Annotated in this window: 16 protein-coding genes; 10 read left to right on the top strand and 6 right to left on the bottom strand. The window is 40.4% G+C overall.

Annotation, left to right across the window (positions count from 1 at the left end; genetic code table 11):
• Positions 1 to 23: 23 nt before the first annotated feature.
• From D7322_RS04660 to D7322_RS04635, 6 genes are all read left to right on the top strand, one after another.
• A complete protein-coding gene (locus D7322_RS04660; protein WP_121121771.1) occupies positions 24 to 593 on the top strand; it encodes an RNA polymerase sigma factor in 570 nt (189 codons plus the stop codon).
• A gap of 143 nt (positions 594 to 736) precedes the next feature.
• A complete protein-coding gene (locus D7322_RS04655; RefSeq protein ID WP_121121769.1) occupies positions 737 to 1,882 on the top strand; it encodes a FecR family protein in 1,146 nt (381 codons plus the stop codon).
• A gap of 100 nt (positions 1,883 to 1,982) precedes the next feature.
• Entirely contained in the window at positions 1,983 to 5,417 is a 3,435-nt protein-coding gene (locus D7322_RS04650; RefSeq protein WP_121121767.1) for a TonB-dependent receptor, read from the top strand.
• A 20-nt stretch (positions 5,418 to 5,437) separates the two neighbouring features.
• Positions 5,438 to 7,315 carry a RagB/SusD family nutrient uptake outer membrane protein gene (locus D7322_RS04645; RefSeq protein WP_121121765.1) on the top strand — a complete coding sequence of 626 codons (1,878 nt, stop codon included), beginning with the start codon at positions 5,438 to 5,440 and terminating at the stop codon, positions 7,313 to 7,315.
• A 126-nt stretch (positions 7,316 to 7,441) separates the two neighbouring features.
• The gene (locus D7322_RS04640; RefSeq protein ID WP_121121764.1) at positions 7,442 to 8,764 is read left to right on the top strand and encodes an NHL domain-containing protein; all 1,323 of its coding nucleotides are present in this window, start codon (positions 7,442 to 7,444) and stop codon (positions 8,762 to 8,764) included.
• A 175-nt stretch (positions 8,765 to 8,939) separates the two neighbouring features.
• The gene (locus D7322_RS04635) at positions 8,940 to 10,490 is read left to right on the top strand and encodes a DUF1565 domain-containing protein (RefSeq protein WP_121121762.1); all 1,551 of its coding nucleotides are present in this window, start codon (positions 8,940 to 8,942) and stop codon (positions 10,488 to 10,490) included.
• A 25-nt stretch (positions 10,491 to 10,515) separates the two neighbouring features.
• On the opposite strand, the gene D7322_RS04630 is transcribed toward D7322_RS04635, so the two are convergent.
• Together D7322_RS04630 and D7322_RS04625 are read right to left on the bottom strand one after the other, a co-directional pair.
• A complete protein-coding gene (locus D7322_RS04630) occupies positions 10,516 to 11,655 on the bottom strand; it encodes an acyltransferase family protein (protein ID WP_121121760.1) in 1,140 nt (379 codons plus the stop codon).
• A gap of 103 nt (positions 11,656 to 11,758) precedes the next feature.
• Positions 11,759 to 12,544 carry a hypothetical protein gene (locus D7322_RS04625; protein ID WP_121121758.1) on the bottom strand — a complete coding sequence of 262 codons (786 nt, stop codon included), beginning with the start codon at positions 12,542 to 12,544 and terminating at the stop codon, positions 11,759 to 11,761.
• Positions 12,545 to 12,885: 341 nt separating this feature from the next.
• Between D7322_RS04625 and D7322_RS04620 the strand changes: the two genes are divergently transcribed.
• On the top strand, positions 12,886 to 13,311 hold the full coding sequence (locus D7322_RS04620; protein WP_121121756.1) for a DinB family protein: 426 nt from the start codon (positions 12,886 to 12,888) through the stop codon (positions 13,309 to 13,311).
• 66 nt (positions 13,312 to 13,377) lie between these two features.
• Here D7322_RS04620 and D7322_RS04615 read toward each other — a convergent pair whose 3' ends face one another.
• Positions 13,378 to 13,830, bottom strand: a complete 453-nt coding sequence (locus D7322_RS04615; RefSeq protein ID WP_108632123.1) for a GNAT family N-acetyltransferase — start codon at positions 13,828 to 13,830, stop codon at positions 13,378 to 13,380.
• Positions 13,831 to 14,493: 663 nt separating this feature from the next.
• Between D7322_RS04615 and D7322_RS28380 the strand changes: the two genes are divergently transcribed.
• Complete coding sequence (locus tag D7322_RS28380; protein WP_183078600.1) at positions 14,494 to 14,670, top strand: hypothetical protein; 177 nt, start codon at positions 14,494 to 14,496, stop codon at positions 14,668 to 14,670.
• Positions 14,671 to 14,682: 12 nt separating this feature from the next.
• On the opposite strand, the gene D7322_RS04610 is transcribed toward D7322_RS28380, so the two are convergent.
• Positions 14,683 to 14,892, bottom strand: a complete 210-nt coding sequence (locus D7322_RS04610) for a hypothetical protein (RefSeq protein WP_147430289.1) — start codon at positions 14,890 to 14,892, stop codon at positions 14,683 to 14,685.
• A 346-nt stretch (positions 14,893 to 15,238) separates the two neighbouring features.
• Between D7322_RS04610 and D7322_RS04605 the strand changes: the two genes are divergently transcribed.
• Positions 15,239 to 15,433 carry a YqaE/Pmp3 family membrane protein gene (locus tag D7322_RS04605; protein ID WP_121121752.1) on the top strand — a complete coding sequence of 65 codons (195 nt, stop codon included), beginning with the start codon at positions 15,239 to 15,241 and terminating at the stop codon, positions 15,431 to 15,433.
• A gap of 63 nt (positions 15,434 to 15,496) precedes the next feature.
• On the opposite strand, the gene D7322_RS04600 is transcribed toward D7322_RS04605, so the two are convergent.
• Both D7322_RS04600 and D7322_RS04595 read right to left on the bottom strand, forming a co-directional pair.
• Entirely contained in the window at positions 15,497 to 16,282 is a 786-nt protein-coding gene (locus tag D7322_RS04600; RefSeq protein ID WP_183078599.1) for an alpha/beta fold hydrolase, read from the bottom strand.
• 40 nt (positions 16,283 to 16,322) lie between these two features.
• On the bottom strand, positions 16,323 to 16,751 hold the full coding sequence (locus tag D7322_RS04595) for an SRPBCC domain-containing protein (RefSeq protein ID WP_121121750.1): 429 nt from the start codon (positions 16,749 to 16,751) through the stop codon (positions 16,323 to 16,325).
• 273 nt (positions 16,752 to 17,024) lie between these two features.
• Here D7322_RS04595 and D7322_RS04590 point away from each other — a divergent pair, with 273 nt between their 5' ends.
• A complete protein-coding gene (locus D7322_RS04590; protein WP_121121748.1) occupies positions 17,025 to 17,471 on the top strand; it encodes a hypothetical protein in 447 nt (148 codons plus the stop codon).
• The last annotated feature ends 405 nt before the right edge of the window (positions 17,472 to 17,876 follow it).

Below are 17,876 nucleotides of genomic sequence, written 5' to 3'. Positions count from 1 at the left end.
CCTATTGTAAACAGAATTAAACTATGAATTTCTCCGCCTGTTCGGATCAGCAAATTTTTGAATCAGTTTGTCAAGGTGAGGAACGGGCGCTACAACACCTGATGCATCGCTTTTGGCAACCACTGTTCAAAACGGCGTCTGTCACGATGCAGGATCCCGAAGTATGTCAGGAACTTGTCCAAAATGTATTTATCAATATATGGCGAAACAGGGAGAAAATAAATCTCAAATATTCCATCAAAACTTATCTATTTGGTTGCATTCGTTACGAAGTGTTCCGAAATGTTAAAAAGAAAATGGATCACGTTGAACTCAAAGACTTAGATGAGAACTATATTGATTCCTTCAACCCCTTGTTAAAATTGGAGTACAGTGAACTGCTGGATTACCTGGATCAAATGATCAACCAGCTTCCTGACAAATGTAAGGAAATCTTTTACCTCAGCAGAATGGAGCAGTTAAGCCATAAGGAGATTGCTGAGAAGCTAAATATTTCCGTAAAAACAGTAGAAAACCAAATTTCTATTGCGTTGAAACGATTAAAACAAGGTATGCAGAATATGCACATCTTTCTTCAGATTTTCTTCCTCTAACAAGACACTGAAATACAACACATTACAACCAAAATAATTTAATAAAAGGCTCTTTTATATTTTCTTTTTTTAAAAAAGTGCAATTCCTTTTGGGGGCTAAATGAAAAAATGAACTCTATAAGAACGAATCAATTATAGATTTCATGAAAAAACCTGAAATTATAGACTTAATTAAGAAGATTTTACGCAAACAATCCTCCGAAGATGAATTACTTGAAGTAGACGATAGGCTCTTGGATGCATATCATGATGCGACTTGGGACGAAGATAAATTCGGTCCTGCAGAAAATATAGAAACACAGATTAAGTACAACGTAGAACAACTTATTCAGGCAGAAGCGGGCAATTCAAAAAAGATAAGCACTTTCCGTCGTTACCTCCCCTATGCAGCCTCTTTGTTATTGGCTGTTTCCAGCATTGCCGGATATTATTTTTTGAAGGTTGGGAAGGCCGATTTACAAGTTGCAAATCAACATACATACCTAAATCCGGGTGTAGAAAAAGCTTCCCTGAAAAACTCTGACGGCAATAGTCTGGATCTGCAGAAAAAAAAGATTGGAGACACAATTCCCTTTGGAAAGTTGTTGTTCAAAATAGATCAGGAAGGTGTTATCAGTTATCTTGCAACGACCGGCAAAAGAACTATAGAATCTCAACTTATAACTTTAGAAACGCCGAAAGGTGGTAAATATCAGATCAATTTAGAAGATGGTACCAAAGTATGGCTCAACGCCGAGAGTAGCCTAATTTTCCCGGAACATTTTGCTGCTGACCGTCGCCTCGTTCAGGTCAAAGGAGAAGCTTACTTCGAAGTTGCTGAATCAAAACACAAACCTTTTATCGTAGCGGGAAATGGATTTGGAATTCGGGTACTGGGCACCAAATTCAATGTATCTGATAGGGATAACCTCCATTTTGCAAAAGTTGCTCTACTACAGGGATCAGTACGTTTGACTTCAAAAACAGGCCAGACCATGCTCAAACCCGGAGAGCGTGCAAAGATATCTACCTCAGGTGTTGAGATTGATCAATTTGATGCTGAATCCGAAATCGCCTGGAAGAACAACTATTTTATTTACAAAGATGAAAATATCAAAACCATTATGGCGGATGTAGCGCAATGGTACGATGCCGAAGTGATATTTGAGGGAAAGGAATGGGATGATGTAAATCTCAAAATGAAAATCTCCAGGAGAGAAAATATTGAAGAGATCTTATCACTTCTCGAACTAACAAAATCAATTAAATTTAAAATTGTGGAAAGGAGGATCTACGTCAGCAAAAGATAAATAGAAAACTTAAGCCAGGATGCTGTCACATCCCGGCTACGAATAGAGTTTAAAAATTTTCTGTCAAAAATTAATTAACCTTTTAATTCTAAACAAAATTATGAAAATAATACCGGGAAAAGAACAGCATATGTTCTTAATTAAGACCCTATTGATTATGAAGTTCTATCTACTGCTCGCATTTTTTGGCGTTGTTCAGGCTAAAACCCCGGTTTATAGCCAAAAAATGAACCTACATTTTAAAAATAGTAAGGTCGACCTAGTTCTTGCAGAAATCAGCAAACAGGCGCAGCTTGATCTGCTTTACGATTCAAAACTGATCAAGAAAGCAAGCCCTGTCACCCTTAACCTGGAAAATGCCACGCTGAGCGAAGCGCTGACGGCATTATTCCGAAATCAGGCGCTGGAGTTTGAAGTCATCAAGAAGACCTTAATAATACGTCCAAAAGAATCGACGGGGGCAGCTCGTACCGCAGAGGTTACCGAAAATCAAAAAGCCATTAATGGTTCAGTCAAAGATCAACAGGGAAACCCTTTAGCCGGTGTAACAGTACGTATCAAAAATACCCAGATCACAACGACAACCGACGGCAAGGGAAATTTTACCATTGCCCCTCCATCCGGATCCGGTCAGGTGATCCTGACATTTACCTATGTGGGCTATGAAAGTATTGAACGAGATGCGGATAACAAAGACCATCTAAATATAACCTTGGCACTCGCCAATAACAATCTGGATGATGTTGTTGTCGTAGGTTATGGTACACAGAAAAAAATCAATGTCACGGGTGCTGTAAGTTCAGTAAATATGGCGGATATGCGGACGCCTGTACCCAATTTATCGAATGCTTTAGCAGGTAAAGTCGCTGGTATTATTTCTGTGCAGTCCAGTGGTGAACCCGGTTATGACAATTCGACCTTTACAATCCGTGGAATCGGGACCTACGCTGGTAATTCGTCTCCACTAATTATCATCGATGGTGTGCAACGTGATGATGTCAATGGCGGTTTCGGTGGATCTTTCAACAATATTGATCCCGAAGATATTTCCAGTATTTCCCTATTGAAAGATGCTTCATCCACGGCCATGTATGGAGCTAAGGGCGCCAACGGTGTTTTGATTATTACCACGAAAAGAGGTGTTGCCGGTAAACCAAAGATTTCCTTTAAGGCAGAAACAGGCTTCTCAGGTTTTACAAAAACGCCACAGATGCTGGATGGAATAAAATATATGGAACTGCAGAATGAAGCGCGAAGAAATATGGGACTTAGTCCCGTCTATACAGACGAATTGATCCAAAAAACAGCCAGTGGACTGGATCCCTATATGTATCCCAATGTGAACTGGATTGATGAAGTATATAAGAAGAATTCCATGCTCACCAATGCCAACATCAACATTACCGGCGGTGGTGAATCGATGAAATATTATATTTCAGGATCGTATTATAATCAAACCGGTCCTTATAAAGTCCGTAATTTAAACAATTACAATCCGAATCTCGATTTCAAGCGCTATGATTTCCGCAGTAATGTGGATGTCAATTTATCAAAAACCACCTCCGTTCAGCTCAACTTAACAGGGATGCTGGTCAACTCCCGCTACCCCGGTATTGCTGCCGGTGATTTATGGTATCTGGCATATGCGACTACACCCGTTGCCTACCCAATTCAATATCCGGACGGTAAATGGGCAGGACCACTGAGTGGTGGTGGCGCAAACCCATTAAATGAAGTACAAAATAATGGTTATTCCAGCGAATTTAAACCTATCGTACAGTCGGTATTGACCATTAATCAAAAATTAGACGCAATTACGGAAGGATTATCTGCCTATGCCCGGTTCTCCTTTGACAGTTATGGTGAATTCAACAACCGTCGTTCAGGGAGAAATGATTTATGGCAGGCCACAGGAAGGACACCTGAGGGGGAACTCATTTTTAATCAAAGCAGAGTTGGTCAGCAATTTTTGGACTATAGTAAAGAATCTTTTGGCCAACGCGTCATGTATCTTGAAGGTAATTTAAACTATGACCGTACTTTCAACGATCACAAAATCGGCGGGATGTTTCTTTATAATATGCGTAACCGTTTGGTCAGTTTGGCCGGTGACGTTATTGGATCCATCCCCTACCGCAATCAAAGTCTGGCCGGAAGGATCAACTACGGATTCCGTGATAAATATCTTGTCGAAGTTAACGCGGGCTATACGGGATCTGAAAATTTCGAGAAGGGACAGAAATTTGGCTTATTTCCCTCCGCTTCGGCTGGCTGGGTGATTTCCAATGAAGAATTTTTTGAGCCTTTGAAAAAGACATTTAGTTTATTAAAAATCAGGGGATCCTATGGTGTGGTCGGTAACGATAATATTGGTAATGCTGAAAATCGCTTCCCTTACTTAACGCAGATCGGTGGTGGCGGCTCTACAGGTTTTGGTCTCAATGGAAATTTGGTCGGCGGAAAAACGGAGAGAATATTAGGTGTCGAGAATCTCACCTGGGAAAAATCCTATAAAACCGGCATTGGTCTTGAAATCGGATTATGGAACAAGCTCAACCTGATCTTTGATGGTTTCGCCGAGCGTCGAAAAAACATTCTTATCGAGAGACAATCCATTTCTTCTATCGCCGGTTATAATAGTCTTCTTGTTTATGCCAATATAGGTGAGATGGACAATAAGGGGATGGATGCCAGTATTGAATACAACGATAACTTTGGGGATGTTGGGCTACGCCTTTTTGGTAATGTCACCTATAGCCGCAATAAAATAGTATATGCGGATGAACCCGTCAGACGCTACGGTTATCAATCCAAGACAGGAACACGCTATGGCGAATATCAGGGGCATATTGCCATGGGCTACTTTACGAGCAAAGAAGAGGTCGAGTCTGCCCCTCAGCAAAAATTTAACCCCGTATCTCCGGGAGATATCCGTTACAAAAACTTAAATGCTGAAGACGATAATATCATTGATGCATATGACCGGACCTACCTTGGAAAATCCTGGTTTCCATCCTGGCTATACGGTGCCGGTCTTTCAGCTTCATATAAAAACTTTGACCTTTCCGTATTTTTTCAAGGGGTCGCTGATGTGGGGATCATGGCCAATGGCAGTGAAATTCCGGGGAAAGGTATGGGCGTCAATGGGGTCGGCGTGCTCCCTTTTTCGGGATTAGGAATCTATCCCAACAATACCATGTCCATTGTTGAAGACCGTTGGACCGCAGAAAATCCACGTCAGGATGCTTACTACCCGCGCCTGACAATGGCCAGTGGCAGTGACAACAACTATATCAACAGTACACACTGGTTAAAAGATGGGGCTTATATACGCATGAAACAGGCTTCTTTGGGCTATACTATTAAAGCAAAAGGATTGGACAAACTTGGTTTCACGTCACTTTATGTGTATTCATCGGGCCAAAACCTCCTGACATTTAGCAAATTCAAGCTCTGGGATCCCGAATTGGGAAGCAACGGTGCCAAATATCCATTAAATCGTATGATCACCTTCGGCGTTCGGGCACAGTTTTAATCTAAATCTATACAATAACCATGAAACAGATATCACCAAAATATATTGCATCAGGTCTATTAGCGCTAGCCTTATGCCAAAATATGCAAAGCTGTACTTATTTGGACAAAAAACCGGATAACCTCCTCACTTCAGACATGGTTTGGGAGACCCGGGCCAATGCAGAATCTTACTTAAACCAGATCTATAGTTATATCGAAACGCCGGTAGACGATTTTACGACCCTTGGTGCCAGCGATGAAAGCTCCTGTAATATACCTGTTGTGAACGTTCGACAAATGGCTGTCGGGAACTGGAATGCACAAAGCATGTACTGGCAGCATTATTGGAATAACCCTTACACCGCCATTAGGCAGTCATTTATTTTTGAGGAAAACATCGACAAGGTTCCTGAAGGTGCATTGAGCACAGAACTTAAAGTACAATACAAAGCCGAGGTAAGGTTTTTGCGGGGCTGGTACTATTGGAAATTGCTGCGTCAATATGGCCCAGCGGTATTGCTGAAAGGGACATTGGGTTTGAACGAAGATTTCAACAAATATCCCCGCAATTCATTTCAGGAATGCGTCGATTACATCAATAGCATGATGGATCTTGCCGCAGCAGACCTTCCTGTGGTATGGTCCGCCTCCTCCAATTATGGTCGACCAAGTAAAGGAACCTGTCTGGCTATAAAATCACAGGTGGCGCTATGGGCGGCGAGCCCCTTATGGAATGGAAATCCGCGTTTTGCAAACTTCAAAAACAAAGATGGTAAGGCCCTCGCCCCGTTGCAGAACGATGCCAATAAATGGCAATTGGCCGCTGATGCTGCAAAAGCTGTTATTGACTTAAATGCCTATAAGCTCTTTACCAATCTGGATGAAGGAGATTCAAAATTCGATCCTTACCTGTCTTTCCGTAACCTCTTTTTAACCAACTGGAATAGTGAGATTATTTTTTCCACGCACAAAGCGGACACCTGGCAATGGGGACATGAGAAACGAAGTGCACCTGAACCCGGTGGAATTGCGATGATGAATGCCACACAAAATGTGGTGGATGCCCACCTGATGCGTAATGGCAAGACTATTGACGATCCCACTTCTGGTTATCGGGAGGATGGTTTCGTCGCAACGGATGATCCTGCCGACTGGGGCAAAAGCCGCGATGGCGTCAATAGAGGTTACATCGCTGGCAATTCAAATATGTATGTAAACCGGGAAGCGCGATTTTACGTCAATATCCTCTATAATGGTAAGCCTATCCTACCCGCACCAACAGCCGATGACCGCAACTTCTTTTCCTCAGATGGCAACAAGGATGGACGCGGAAGAGCCGAGTTTTATTATTCAGGAAAAGCCGGACTGGTACAGAATTCAAATAGTGCCGATAAAACAGGATATCTCGCACAAAAAAATGTTAGTCCAGCCAGTAATATTCGCCAGGATCGCGCTGTATATCGTCCATATATCCATATCCGTTTGGCTGAAATCTATTTAAATTATGCCGAATCGCTCAATGAAGTTAATCCGAGCCATCCTGATATTCTGTCTTATCTAAACCTTGTCCGTCAACGGGCCGGTTTACCTAAATTGGAAACTGTCTATCCACAGGTGGTAGGCAATAAAGATGAACAACGTAAATGGATTCTTCGCGAGCGACAAATTGAACTCGCTTTTGAAGGTGACCGCTATTTCACCCTCATTCGTCGACTGATGATGGGAAACCCAGCCTCCCGAGCGATATACCGGATGAATATAACGTCAAACGATAACAATCAAGGATTTTTCTACCAGGATTTCTATAAAAGAAATTTATTGCAAAACAGATTTTGGGATGACAAAATGTATCTATTCCCGATTTTCCAAGATGATCTGGACAAGAATACAGCCCTTGTCCAAAATCCAGGCTGGTAATTAGGGTTTGATTTTTACTATTTATAAACCGCTCCTAGTTGAAATTTCATTTTTATCACAGCAGTAAATGTAAATTTTAAATAGAATAGCTCCCATCTAACGGATGGAAAATAAAATTATTGACAGATGAAATTAATATATAGAAAGTATTTATTCTTCCCCCTGCTCTCCTTTGTGATATTGGTGGGAATATGTTCATGTAAGAAAGATCATATGAGTGCAGCACATGATCCGAATGCGGCCATTGTTGTCACGGATTTCCTTCCAAAGCAAGGCGTCTATGGAACAGAAGTGCTGATCAATGGAGAGAACTTTACCACGGACACTGCTGCGATTTCTGTTAAACTTAATGGCATACCTTTGAAAGTTGTTGGCTCAAATGGTAGCCAGATCATGGCCATAATCCCTAAAAGAGCTGGTAGCGGACCTCTTGAAGTGTCTATCGGCGGAAAAACAGGAACATCCAAAGATAGCTACAGCTATATCTACAAAAGAACGGTCAGCACCTTGGCGGGCAATGGCGCAGCAGGCTTCCTCAACGGAAAAGGTACTGATGCGAAGTTCAATTTTGGAGGCGAATCCTGGTACCGCAATGGCGGTATCGCTGTAGATGATGCGTTAAATGTCTATGTCACTGACCCCGGTAACCACTGTATCCGTAAAATTGATCCCGCCGGAAACGTCAGTACTTTAGCCGGATCTCCAAGTAATGCCGGTTTTGCAGACGGGAAAGGAGGTGAAGCACGGTTTAGCCTTCCGTATGGATTGACCATTGATGAACAGGGTAATCTGTATTGTGTCGATCCCGGAAACTGGGATATCCGTAAGATAACACCCGATGGTACAGCAAAGCTTGTCGCCTGGGCCGCAAGGGAGCCTTGGTTCATTGCTTATGACCAAACGTCAAAAAAACTATATTATAATTCTGTTACCTCCCCGGCTCCTATTTATCAGTTAAATACAGATGGTACAGCAGTAACGACAGTCATCGATGGATTGAATTTTCCGGCAGGAATGGCCTGCGGTCCGGATGGCAGTCTATACATCTGTATCCATGGCGACAATCAAATCAGAAAATACGATCCCAAAACATGGAAGCATACCATGATTGCCGGTTCTGGTAAATATGGTTATAAAAATGGACTCAGTACGGAGGCTGAATTTGCACTCCCTTGGGGGATTGCGGCCGACAGCCAAGGCAATGTATATGTAGCTGGAAATGGTACCGCCGGGGCCGATAGTGGATCTCCGGATCAGAGCATCCGCTTGGTGGATGGCAAGACATTCCAGGTAAGTACATTTGCGGGATCTAACATCGCAGGTTTTACAAACGCCGTCGGCGAGGCTGCCTCATTTAACGTGCCTGAAGGTGTAGCTGTAGATAAAAATGGTACAGTCTATGTCATCGACAAGAAAAATAATAGTGTCCGAAAGATCATATCTGAATAACCTAATGGGTGTCCGAAATAGAACCATCGGACACCCATTTTCTTTAATTTTATCCATATCCCCAACCACTCTTTTCAATTGTGCATTCTCAGAGATGACAAGATCCAAATGAGGTCATAAAGATATGAAAGCCTATACACTTTGGACAGTTTATTCAAATTTCAAATGACTTTATATGATTTTTAAGCGCCTATTTTCGTTGACCTATTCGCTATTACAAGGTTTGCTTTTGTGCGCGGCATGCGGTCATGCTTATGATGTCGATCATATACAGACCGACTCAGTCCCTCAAAAAAGCAGGTACGTTTCGGTTACAGGTAACGACCAGAACAAGGGTACGGAGAGCCAGCCCTTTCGTACTATCTCACGCGCTTTGGATGCTATATCAGCAGGTGACACTATTTTTGTACGTGAAGGTGCTTACCATGAAAAACTATTGATTTCAAAATCAGGAAGTTCAACGAAACTCATTACGATAAAGTCCTATCCCAACGAAGCTGTGGCTATTGATGGTGAAGGACTACCCATCACCGGCACAGAAGCATTGGTCACGATCAGAAATGCCCGATTTATTCAATTCGAGGGTTTTGAAATCCGCAATTTTAAAACACAAGCCAAGGGCAATGACGTGAACGGGATTATTATCGATCAAGGTTCTAAAAACATAACCATACGAAATAATAGGGTTCATCATATCGAGAACAATGCCAGCCCACAGGATGGCAGAAGTGGGCATGGTATTCTGGTCATCGGCAATACTGCCGAGGCCTTACAGGATATTATTGTGGAGGATAATACGATCCATGACTGCAATACCGGCTATTCCGAAAACCTCACCATCAATGGCTACGTGGATGGCTTTACGATTAGAGGGAACAAAGTATACAATGGTGAAAATATTGGTATTGTTGCAGCCGGAGGATATGCCGCCAATGCTACAGCAAACCTGAACTATGTACGTAACGGACTGATCAGCCAAAACGAAGTTTATGATATTGATGGTCGAACTGGTCCTATCCCTGCATTTGCTGAGCATAACGGGGCCATTGGAATTTACATCGATGGCGCCCGGGATATCATTGTTGAAAGAAACAGTGTCTATCGCTGTGGGCGCGGAATCGGCCTAGTCAGTGAAACCGACAACTTTCCTACACGTGACTGTATTGTCAGAAATAACGAGGTCTATAACAATTCACTCGCGGGGATCAGCCTGGGTGGATATCTAAATTACACCGGAGGTGGTACGCTGAACTGTTATGTTGTGAATAATACCTTATTTCATAACAATATCGACAGGGGCTATTTTGATGAAATTGAAGGTGAAATACGACTTGTTGAGAACTGTATAGACAATATCATCCAAAATAATATTATTGTTGCCAAACCCAATGGTGTATTTATTCATAAATATACCAATACAGGTAAATCCAATGCGATTGACTACAATTTATACTTCAGTACCGGAGAAGATCAGTGGATATGGAATGGGAAAGTCATCCGGGATCAACAAACCTGGAAATCAACCCTTATTGGCGATACGCATGCGATCTTTGGCCAGGATCCGGGGTTTATATCAACGACACAAGCAGATTTTGAATTAAGGGATTCATCTCCTGCCCTTGATAAAGGCAATTTTATTAGTCAAGCAATCAATGGCGTATTGGATTTGAGCGGAAAGGCAAGATCAGAAGCAAATCGCATTACGATTGGAGCATTTCAAAAATAATCGTTTACCTATTCTGCACTTAATTCTAATTCTTTGCCTTTGATTTTAAAAATCGCTGGGTCAGATATTTTCGTACAGGGATATCGTACAACTTTAAACAGCTATAAGCGAGCACAATACTACCGATCACGACCGCTGCAGCACCGGGCAATGATTGCTCAAAGCTGAGGTTTTCATTTTTCACCCAAGCGTAATACAAATAGATAAAAGGATAGTGCACCATATACAAAGGGTAAGAGATATCTCCCAGGAATTTAGACAGTTTGTTTGTAAAACTGCCCCCTTTTCCGGAAGCCCCCAGAACAACTAGCAGTGGAAAAACCAGCACACAGCACAGCGTATCATAGAGTCCATTCATCCAGAGATGTTCAACTCCCCCGATACGAGGAATCGCCAAAAGTGAAACAAGGATAATACTACAGATCCAAAATGCACCTTTAATCCGAAAAGGCTTAAATACGCGCGATAAAAACAGTCCTGCAGTAAAGGAAAATAAAAGACGTAAGGATCCCGCTGTAAATTCTGTTCCGGTCAGTGAAAATCCTGCACAAATATCACCCAAAGGACCCCAGATCGCAAATATGGCTAATCCACAGCCAGCAGCAACCACCAGTCCGCCAAGTGCTTTTGTTGAAAATTTACGGATGATCAAAACATAAAGGAGATTACCAATATATTCAAAAAACAAGGACCAACTCGGACCATTCAGCGGAAACATCTCACCTAATCCCCTTACTTCATGTCCGGGGAGAGCAGGGATCAGCAGTGCATTTAATACCGTCGCTAGTAATAAAGCCGAAACAGTCACCTTCGATACATCCCAGACCGAACAACCCTGTAAATAGAATAGGACAGCACCAATGATCGCCCCCATAATAACCATGGGATGTAATCGTATAATCCGGCGTTTGATAAAATCCATTGTCGTCATCGTTCCCCAACGATCATCGTACGCATAACCGACGACAAATCCAGATAACATAAAGAAAAAATCGACCGCCAGGTAACCGTGGTTAATACGTTGATCCAAGTGACTGGTGGCAAAAGCTTCGAAAATATGAAAACACACTACCGTGATGGCGGCAACGCCACGCAGGCCATCAAGCACAGCATAATGCGGTTTGGTGTCGGCATACGCGGAAGTAGAAACTGCTGTATCGGGCATACAAATAATAAGATTAGTTTTATTGATTTTTCCGAAAAACAAAGATGTAAATATAAACAATTTCAAAAAACGTCTTAGCCCTGCCGCTCAATCGAATCACTTATCATTTAGCAACAGGAATATAATCCTTCAGATAAACCTGCTCTTTCCGCATATCCTGAATATATTCTTTACTAAAAATTTCCAAAAGTATTTCTGAAATAGCTGTCGTGGTGGGCTTGTCATCTTCGGATTCACCAAACGAGAAAATTTCCTCCTCCGTTCGATCTTTCTTCGTTAAGAAATAATAAAAATCCGGACTTTCCCAGCCTTTTACCCCTGAACCAGTTTCTTCTGCTATGTTGAGGGCAGTGTATTTTTTTTGTAGAAAATTCTGAATATTTTGGAAATCAGCCATATTTTTTGAGGTTTTGCCCGCATATAAATAAGCGAATTTACCATCGCTATTTTCCCCCATAGCCAGCGAGGGAAAAGCGACACCATTCAGCATGGCCAAGGTATCCTTCTCCTCGTTATAGGACACCGTTGTATAGCGATAGCCATAATATTTCTTCGGTTTTAATTTTCTTGTTCCCCAGCTAGAGTTAGACTCCAGATAAAATGGCGTCGGCAAACTTCCTTCGCTATCAAAAATTGCCATGGTATCTTTTTTGAACATGGCGGTTTCAAAAACCTCTTTTATTGCTTTCTTGTCCATGTTCTTCACATCAGAAGCTAATATAGACTCTGTTTTTTTTATTTTTGGTGCATAAAACTTTGAAACATCAAACGTCTTATCCAATTTATCCAAGAGTACAACATCCGGATCCTGAGATTGACAAGAATGTAACAGCGTCGATAAAAGTAGTGAAAAAAGGATACTTTTATGTATTGAACTAAATAGCTTCATGGGGAAAATTGCTCAAAATTATCTTTTCATTTTCAATCTTAAACCTGCGGCAAAAGATAATCAAATATAAGGAGTACAGCGTTAGGTTAACAATAATATTTACAATCCGTGCAAACTGGTTTTACAAAACATCGACCGTTATCCGAAGAAAGGGACGCATATATAATTATTCATCCAAACCATAAAATGGATTTAAAAACGAATTGATTTCTGTCCGTGAATTTTTATTTATAAATTAGCAATAACAGTTTATCTCTAAATACGACTTGCGGTAATTTTTTCAGTGACAAGCCATGTCATCACTTAACACAAATCTACCATCATATTAATATTCAATAAAAATGAACGATTTTATACATGAATTTGAAGTTCTCATTGATACTTTTCCAGCTGAACTTTCGGCAATTAATACAGTCGCATTTAACGAGAAGTCAGTTCCGGAAAAATGGAGCAAGAAGGAAATTTTAGGGCACTTGATCGATAGTGCCATGACAAACTATCTCCGGTTTATAAGAGCACAATCTGAAGAAAATCCGCAGATTTTTTACGCACAGGATGATTTTTGCGAAAACGCAAATTATCAGCAGTCGGAAACCAAACAACTCACGGACTTATGGTTATCACTCAACAAGCAGCTTTTATTCCTATTCAGGACGCTGATTGCGAGAGATCTGACAACACGAAAATGTAATGATCTCACATTAGCGTTTTTGATGGCAGATTATGTAACCCACCTCAATCATCACCGGCACCAAATACTAGCTTAATTGTAAATTCATAAAGAAGTCTAGTCCAGATAATCGGATGATTCTAAGGACTAGACAAAATATAGTTTACTTTTTACTCCACCAATGATAATAGTTGTGGGCTCCATCGTATTCAAATCCGCAACGTGGATATAGCGTATTGCCGATGTCGTTTGTTTTTTCCGTTTCTAACATCAAACCACAGGCACCGGTTTCCGTACACCATTGTTTACTTCGGTCTATCAGTGCGACAGAGAGTCCTTTACCACGATAGTCCTGATGAACAAACAGGTCGCTCAGCAGCCACTGCATTTCCAATTTGGTGTAGTGAAACAGTTTATATAATTGTACAAATCCTACCGCTTTACCGTCCACCATCGCTAGAAAAATATCCGATTCGCTATTCAGAAACCGCTCTTTTAAAAAGACTTTCCCTTTTTCCAGATCCGATTCCTGGCGATAAAAAATCCGATAAAGGTTAAACAGTTCTGCGGTCTGTTCCAGGTCTTCGAGGCTAGCTTTTTTAATTTGATAATTCATTTTAGTAAATATTTTGATTTATACAGGCAAAAATACTCGTAAAAGAAATTCACCTCATCATCCAGATTTGAGATGTCAGACAGTCCAGTATGTTACCACCGCCGATTAAAGTCATTAAACGAAGACGGGAAGAGTTCAGTCGTGTTGCATTCTTCAATCGACGGATAAAATTTCATTTGTTCATATTACGTGATCAGCAGTCTGTTTGACACAATTTGATGTATGATCAAGTATAAAATCTTTCCGGACGAATTGTAAAAGCAGCAAACATGGATTACTTTACACCTTTATATTCATCAAAAATGATAAAGAGCTTATGGTTAATGAGGTTCAATCTGAAAAGATTTATATCGACCAAAATAGAAAAGGGTCACTATCGCCGTTATTTAAGTGCTCATTGGTCTAGCACCATTAGGCATCGATATTGCCTCTTTGTCACATTCCATGGTAGCAATTCCATTGAAACTTACCTGTATTCTTACCGGCTTTTGGATTTTGAAAAACAAGAAAAGAGCCATTCGGGCAAAAACAGATAGACAGGGTTTTTATTTCAAGTGAATATCTGGTAGCCTGCTAATAAAAAAAGCATTAACGGACTTGGATTTATTGGTTTTTGTTCCATTTGTGCAAATTGTCAATATCCGGATAACAACGAGTATCTGCATGGGAACGAGACTCGAACTAGAAACCATGCAAGGCAAAGAGATGCTGAATGTGCTGAGCAGAAAAGAAAAACAGCAGATTTATCAAACTATCAAAAGATTCGGTATACGAAATCTCGTCAAACGCCGAATGGAAGAAGGATACCTTAAATATTTAGAAAAACCTGCTGTAAGTTAGCCTCCTTCCCTGTTAACTTAAATGATCTAATAACAATTGATCCACATATTCCCTAATTTCTTCGGGTAACATCAGGTAAACTGGTGTTTTTAGATTTTCTCTGTTGGCTTCACCTTCGGTAAAAATATTTCTGAACCCTTCATTGAGCCATTTTCCTTCATCTTCTAAATAAGCCTTATATTTACTGTCCAAAATCTCAATTATGTTTTTGCTATCTTTCATTTGTTCCGTCATTTATTCAATTGTAAACTGCATCTAAAAATATTCGACAGGGGAACATCAACATTGGTGCCACTCCTCCACTAGATTTTCAAATGAAGATTGGAAACAGAAAACTTTAAGATTTCTTAACATTTTTAGCGATTTGCCAAATAATGGTTCAGCAAACCAACAGCGGCGATTTTGGTAACAGGATTCATATTGAAGCAAGTAGCAGCAATTTTCACCATTCTTATTTGCTTTCTTTATTATTATTGTCGATTTTTGCTTTGAACATCTAAGCTATCTATAGCCAGATAAACATAGATTATTTTAACATAAGATATTACTCTTTTATAAATCAACTGTTATGATCTTGATCGCAGTGTTACTACCTTGGTTATCCTTCTTTTTAAGAGGGAAAATTTTCAGGGGAATTATTTGTTTAATCCTTCAGCTCACTATTCTGGGCTGGTTACCGGCTGCTATTTGGGCGGTTGCTTCACGTGTAGATGGCAAAAATAAACAACGTATACGAAGTCTTGAACGAAGTATGCGCCATTAAGTCTAGCAATCACCTGTCCTAAAATCGGATCGCTGATGTATACATAACCGCCACAAAAGGGTGCTATTGAGCTTCGAGGAATTTTCGAACCTGAAAAATGGTAAAATCAATTAATCCTTCATCAGTCTCACCGCTGAAATCTTTCATCATATAGTTTCCATGATTGGCAGGTAAGATCATGAGACGGGCATTTGGGATTTGTTTTTGCATTTCCGCTAAATGCTCTCCCTTAACCACATCCTGATCCCCTCCAATGAGAAATACCGGACATGATATATTTTCTAAAGCTCCGGCTTCAAAATCGCGAAAATTGATCATTCGTTGGCTGTCTTTTTCATACATATTTCTAAAATCTTCGGGATCAGAATTTAACTTCAAAAAGTTTTCTTTCAGAGAGGGCGGCATCACCTCAATCGTTGAAGCCGACATTCCCTCAAAAAAACCATCTAACAACCCCGCCCTCTTTGTATTACCGGAGGCTGCGATCAATCGGTCTACCCGATCTGGAAAAAGAGAAGCGAGTTTCAAAATAGTGGTCGCACCGTTACTGAAACCAAAAAATGAAGCTTTATCTATGGCGAGATGATCCAATACTGCTACAATGTCTTTTGCATCCTGTTCAAATGTTTCGGGAACTTTTCTATGTGCCGATCTTCCGTGATTTTGCATATCCAACAGAATCAATTGGTAATGATCCTGCAGCCGTTTCACTGTTTCCTCAAAATCAAAAAAACCAGAAGAACCGCCGCCATGAATAAGTATCAGCGGTTTTCCGGTTCCATAGATCTCATAATATAGTTGTATTCCATTCGCTGGAGAATAGCCTGAATGATTGTTCAATATATCCATAATTCAATATTAAATAGTTTGGCTTATTTAGATGAAAAATTTATCTGCTTTCCACAAATTTTTTAAAGTTGATCAGAACAGAGTCTGTGAATTTTTGCTGAAGGTCTAAAGGAGTTTTTTTGTCCGGTTCAAATGTTTCCCTTAGAATTGTATTGTTATCTATTGCCTGAAATTCGACAATGCAGTTTCTCCCTGCACTGGTACTTTCAATATATTCGAATGGGACAATTCGGTCATACACGCCACGATAGTCAAAACCCTCTCCGTCTTCCATTCGCTCCATTCGAAAATTAAAGTTCCCTCCTTCCCTGAAATCGTTTGTCACGGCTGGACAATGCCAATCGTCAAATGGAATGTTCCATTGTTTTATGGATCCGGCACCGGTCCAATGTTCCCAGACATCCTCGATTGGCCTTTCGACCAAAACAACCGAGACTAGGGTATTCCTGTTTGAGTCTGCAGCTTCCATATTTTATATTTTTAGGTTAAATACGTTCTATCTATTGATCATTGTTTTTTCTATTTATTATTTAGATTTTCTGCTACGTTCGGCAGATCTGATCGTCGCAAGTGAATAGCGACCAATCAATTGAAAGACAATATTAATAAACAGCGTACTAAATTAACTTGCCCTATGACAATATTTATGCAACGTTTATTTTTTTTGATAAAAAGTACAATTTGACAAATATGGTATATTTATTGCACAGCAGAATTAGAATATATAGAAAAACTGATTCAAATGAAAAAAATAGCGATTCTAGCACTGGGTGTGATCCTATTTGCCGGATGTAACAATACACAGCAATCAAAATCTACAGAGAGCACAGAAGATAAGACCAAAGAAGAAACGCCATCTATTGGCGGTGATAAAGATGAACATGGCTGTCTTGTGGGTGCAGGTCAAACCTGGAGTGAGGTTAAGCAGGGATGTATCCAGGTGTTCAATGTCGGAACGCGGCTAAATCCTGTTGATTCGAAAGAGGGGGATGCTGTCATCAGTGCATTTGTCGTCATAAACGATGATAAATCGAAAATGGAGCTATTTTTGCCAGATGACAATAAAACAACCATTATTTTGGATAAAACGGAAGACAACCTGTACCAAAAGGATATTTATAAATATGATGCAAAAAAATCAGATTTATATGTCGATGGTACAATCAAATATAAAGGTGAAGTTGAATAACATCCCTGAAACTTTATAGGACGTAAAGGTAATGCCAATGTTTATCACATTGGCATTTTTTTATTTATCTTACAAAGAGCAATATCTCCTTTTGAAAACTTTTTGACTAACAAGAATGCCTACATAGCACGTCTGCTTAATCAATCTCGAAGATTGCCTGTATCTCAACATCGGCAGCCTCTTTGACCTCCTGCTCATTGACCTCCATGCCCAGTTTTCGCAGTTTCAATATCTTACCATCCTTTTCAACCTGATTGATAAAGACTAAATTTCAGGAACGGACATAGGATTGATAATTTCCAGCGGGCTGGGGAAACAAAATTAAAAATGCCCCTTTTATCTTTTTTGCCAAATTACACTTAAAACGACATTTCGAATTCGTGCATAAAGCAATTGGGAGTAAAT

It is taken from the genome of Sphingobacterium puteale (assembly GCF_003627955.1).
Taxonomy (GTDB): domain Bacteria; phylum Bacteroidota; class Bacteroidia; order Sphingobacteriales; family Sphingobacteriaceae; genus Sphingobacterium; species Sphingobacterium puteale.
This window is presented reverse-complemented; position numbering and strand designations above follow the sequence as displayed.

Excerpts from the sequence above, each read along its gene's own strand:
- D7322_RS04660 (WP_121121771.1), top strand. The coding sequence starts at position 24 with ATGAATTTCTCCGCCTGTTCGGATCAGCAAATTTTTGAATCAGTTTGT.
- D7322_RS04655 (WP_121121769.1), top strand. The coding sequence starts at position 737 with ATGAAAAAACCTGAAATTATAGACTTAATTAAGAAGATTTTACGCAAA.
- D7322_RS04650 (WP_121121767.1), top strand. The coding sequence starts at position 1,983 with ATGAAAATAATACCGGGAAAAGAACAGCATATGTTCTTAATTAAGACC.
- D7322_RS04645 (WP_121121765.1), top strand. The coding sequence starts at position 5,438 with ATGAAACAGATATCACCAAAATATATTGCATCAGGTCTATTAGCGCTA.
- D7322_RS04640 (WP_121121764.1), top strand. The coding sequence starts at position 7,442 with ATGAAATTAATATATAGAAAGTATTTATTCTTCCCCCTGCTCTCCTTT.
- D7322_RS04635 (WP_121121762.1), top strand. The coding sequence starts at position 8,940 with ATGATTTTTAAGCGCCTATTTTCGTTGACCTATTCGCTATTACAAGGT.
- D7322_RS04630 (WP_121121760.1), bottom strand. The coding sequence starts at position 11,655 with ATGCCCGATACAGCAGTTTCTACTTCCGCGTATGCCGACACCAAACCG.
- D7322_RS04625 (WP_121121758.1), bottom strand. The coding sequence starts at position 12,544 with ATGAAGCTATTTAGTTCAATACATAAAAGTATCCTTTTTTCACTACTT.
- D7322_RS04620 (WP_121121756.1), top strand. The coding sequence starts at position 12,886 with ATGAACGATTTTATACATGAATTTGAAGTTCTCATTGATACTTTTCCA.
- D7322_RS04615 (WP_108632123.1), bottom strand. The coding sequence starts at position 13,830 with ATGAATTATCAAATTAAAAAAGCTAGCCTCGAAGACCTGGAACAGACC.
- D7322_RS28380 (WP_183078600.1), top strand. The coding sequence starts at position 14,494 with ATGGGAACGAGACTCGAACTAGAAACCATGCAAGGCAAAGAGATGCTG.
- D7322_RS04610 (WP_147430289.1), bottom strand. The coding sequence starts at position 14,892 with ATGAAAGATAGCAAAAACATAATTGAGATTTTGGACAGTAAATATAAG.
- D7322_RS04605 (WP_121121752.1), top strand. The coding sequence starts at position 15,239 with ATGATCTTGATCGCAGTGTTACTACCTTGGTTATCCTTCTTTTTAAGA.
- D7322_RS04600 (WP_183078599.1), bottom strand. The coding sequence starts at position 16,282 with ATGGATATATTGAACAATCATTCAGGCTATTCTCCAGCGAATGGAATA.
- D7322_RS04595 (WP_121121750.1), bottom strand. The coding sequence starts at position 16,751 with ATGGAAGCTGCAGACTCAAACAGGAATACCCTAGTCTCGGTTGTTTTG.
- D7322_RS04590 (WP_121121748.1), top strand. The coding sequence starts at position 17,025 with ATGAAAAAAATAGCGATTCTAGCACTGGGTGTGATCCTATTTGCCGGA.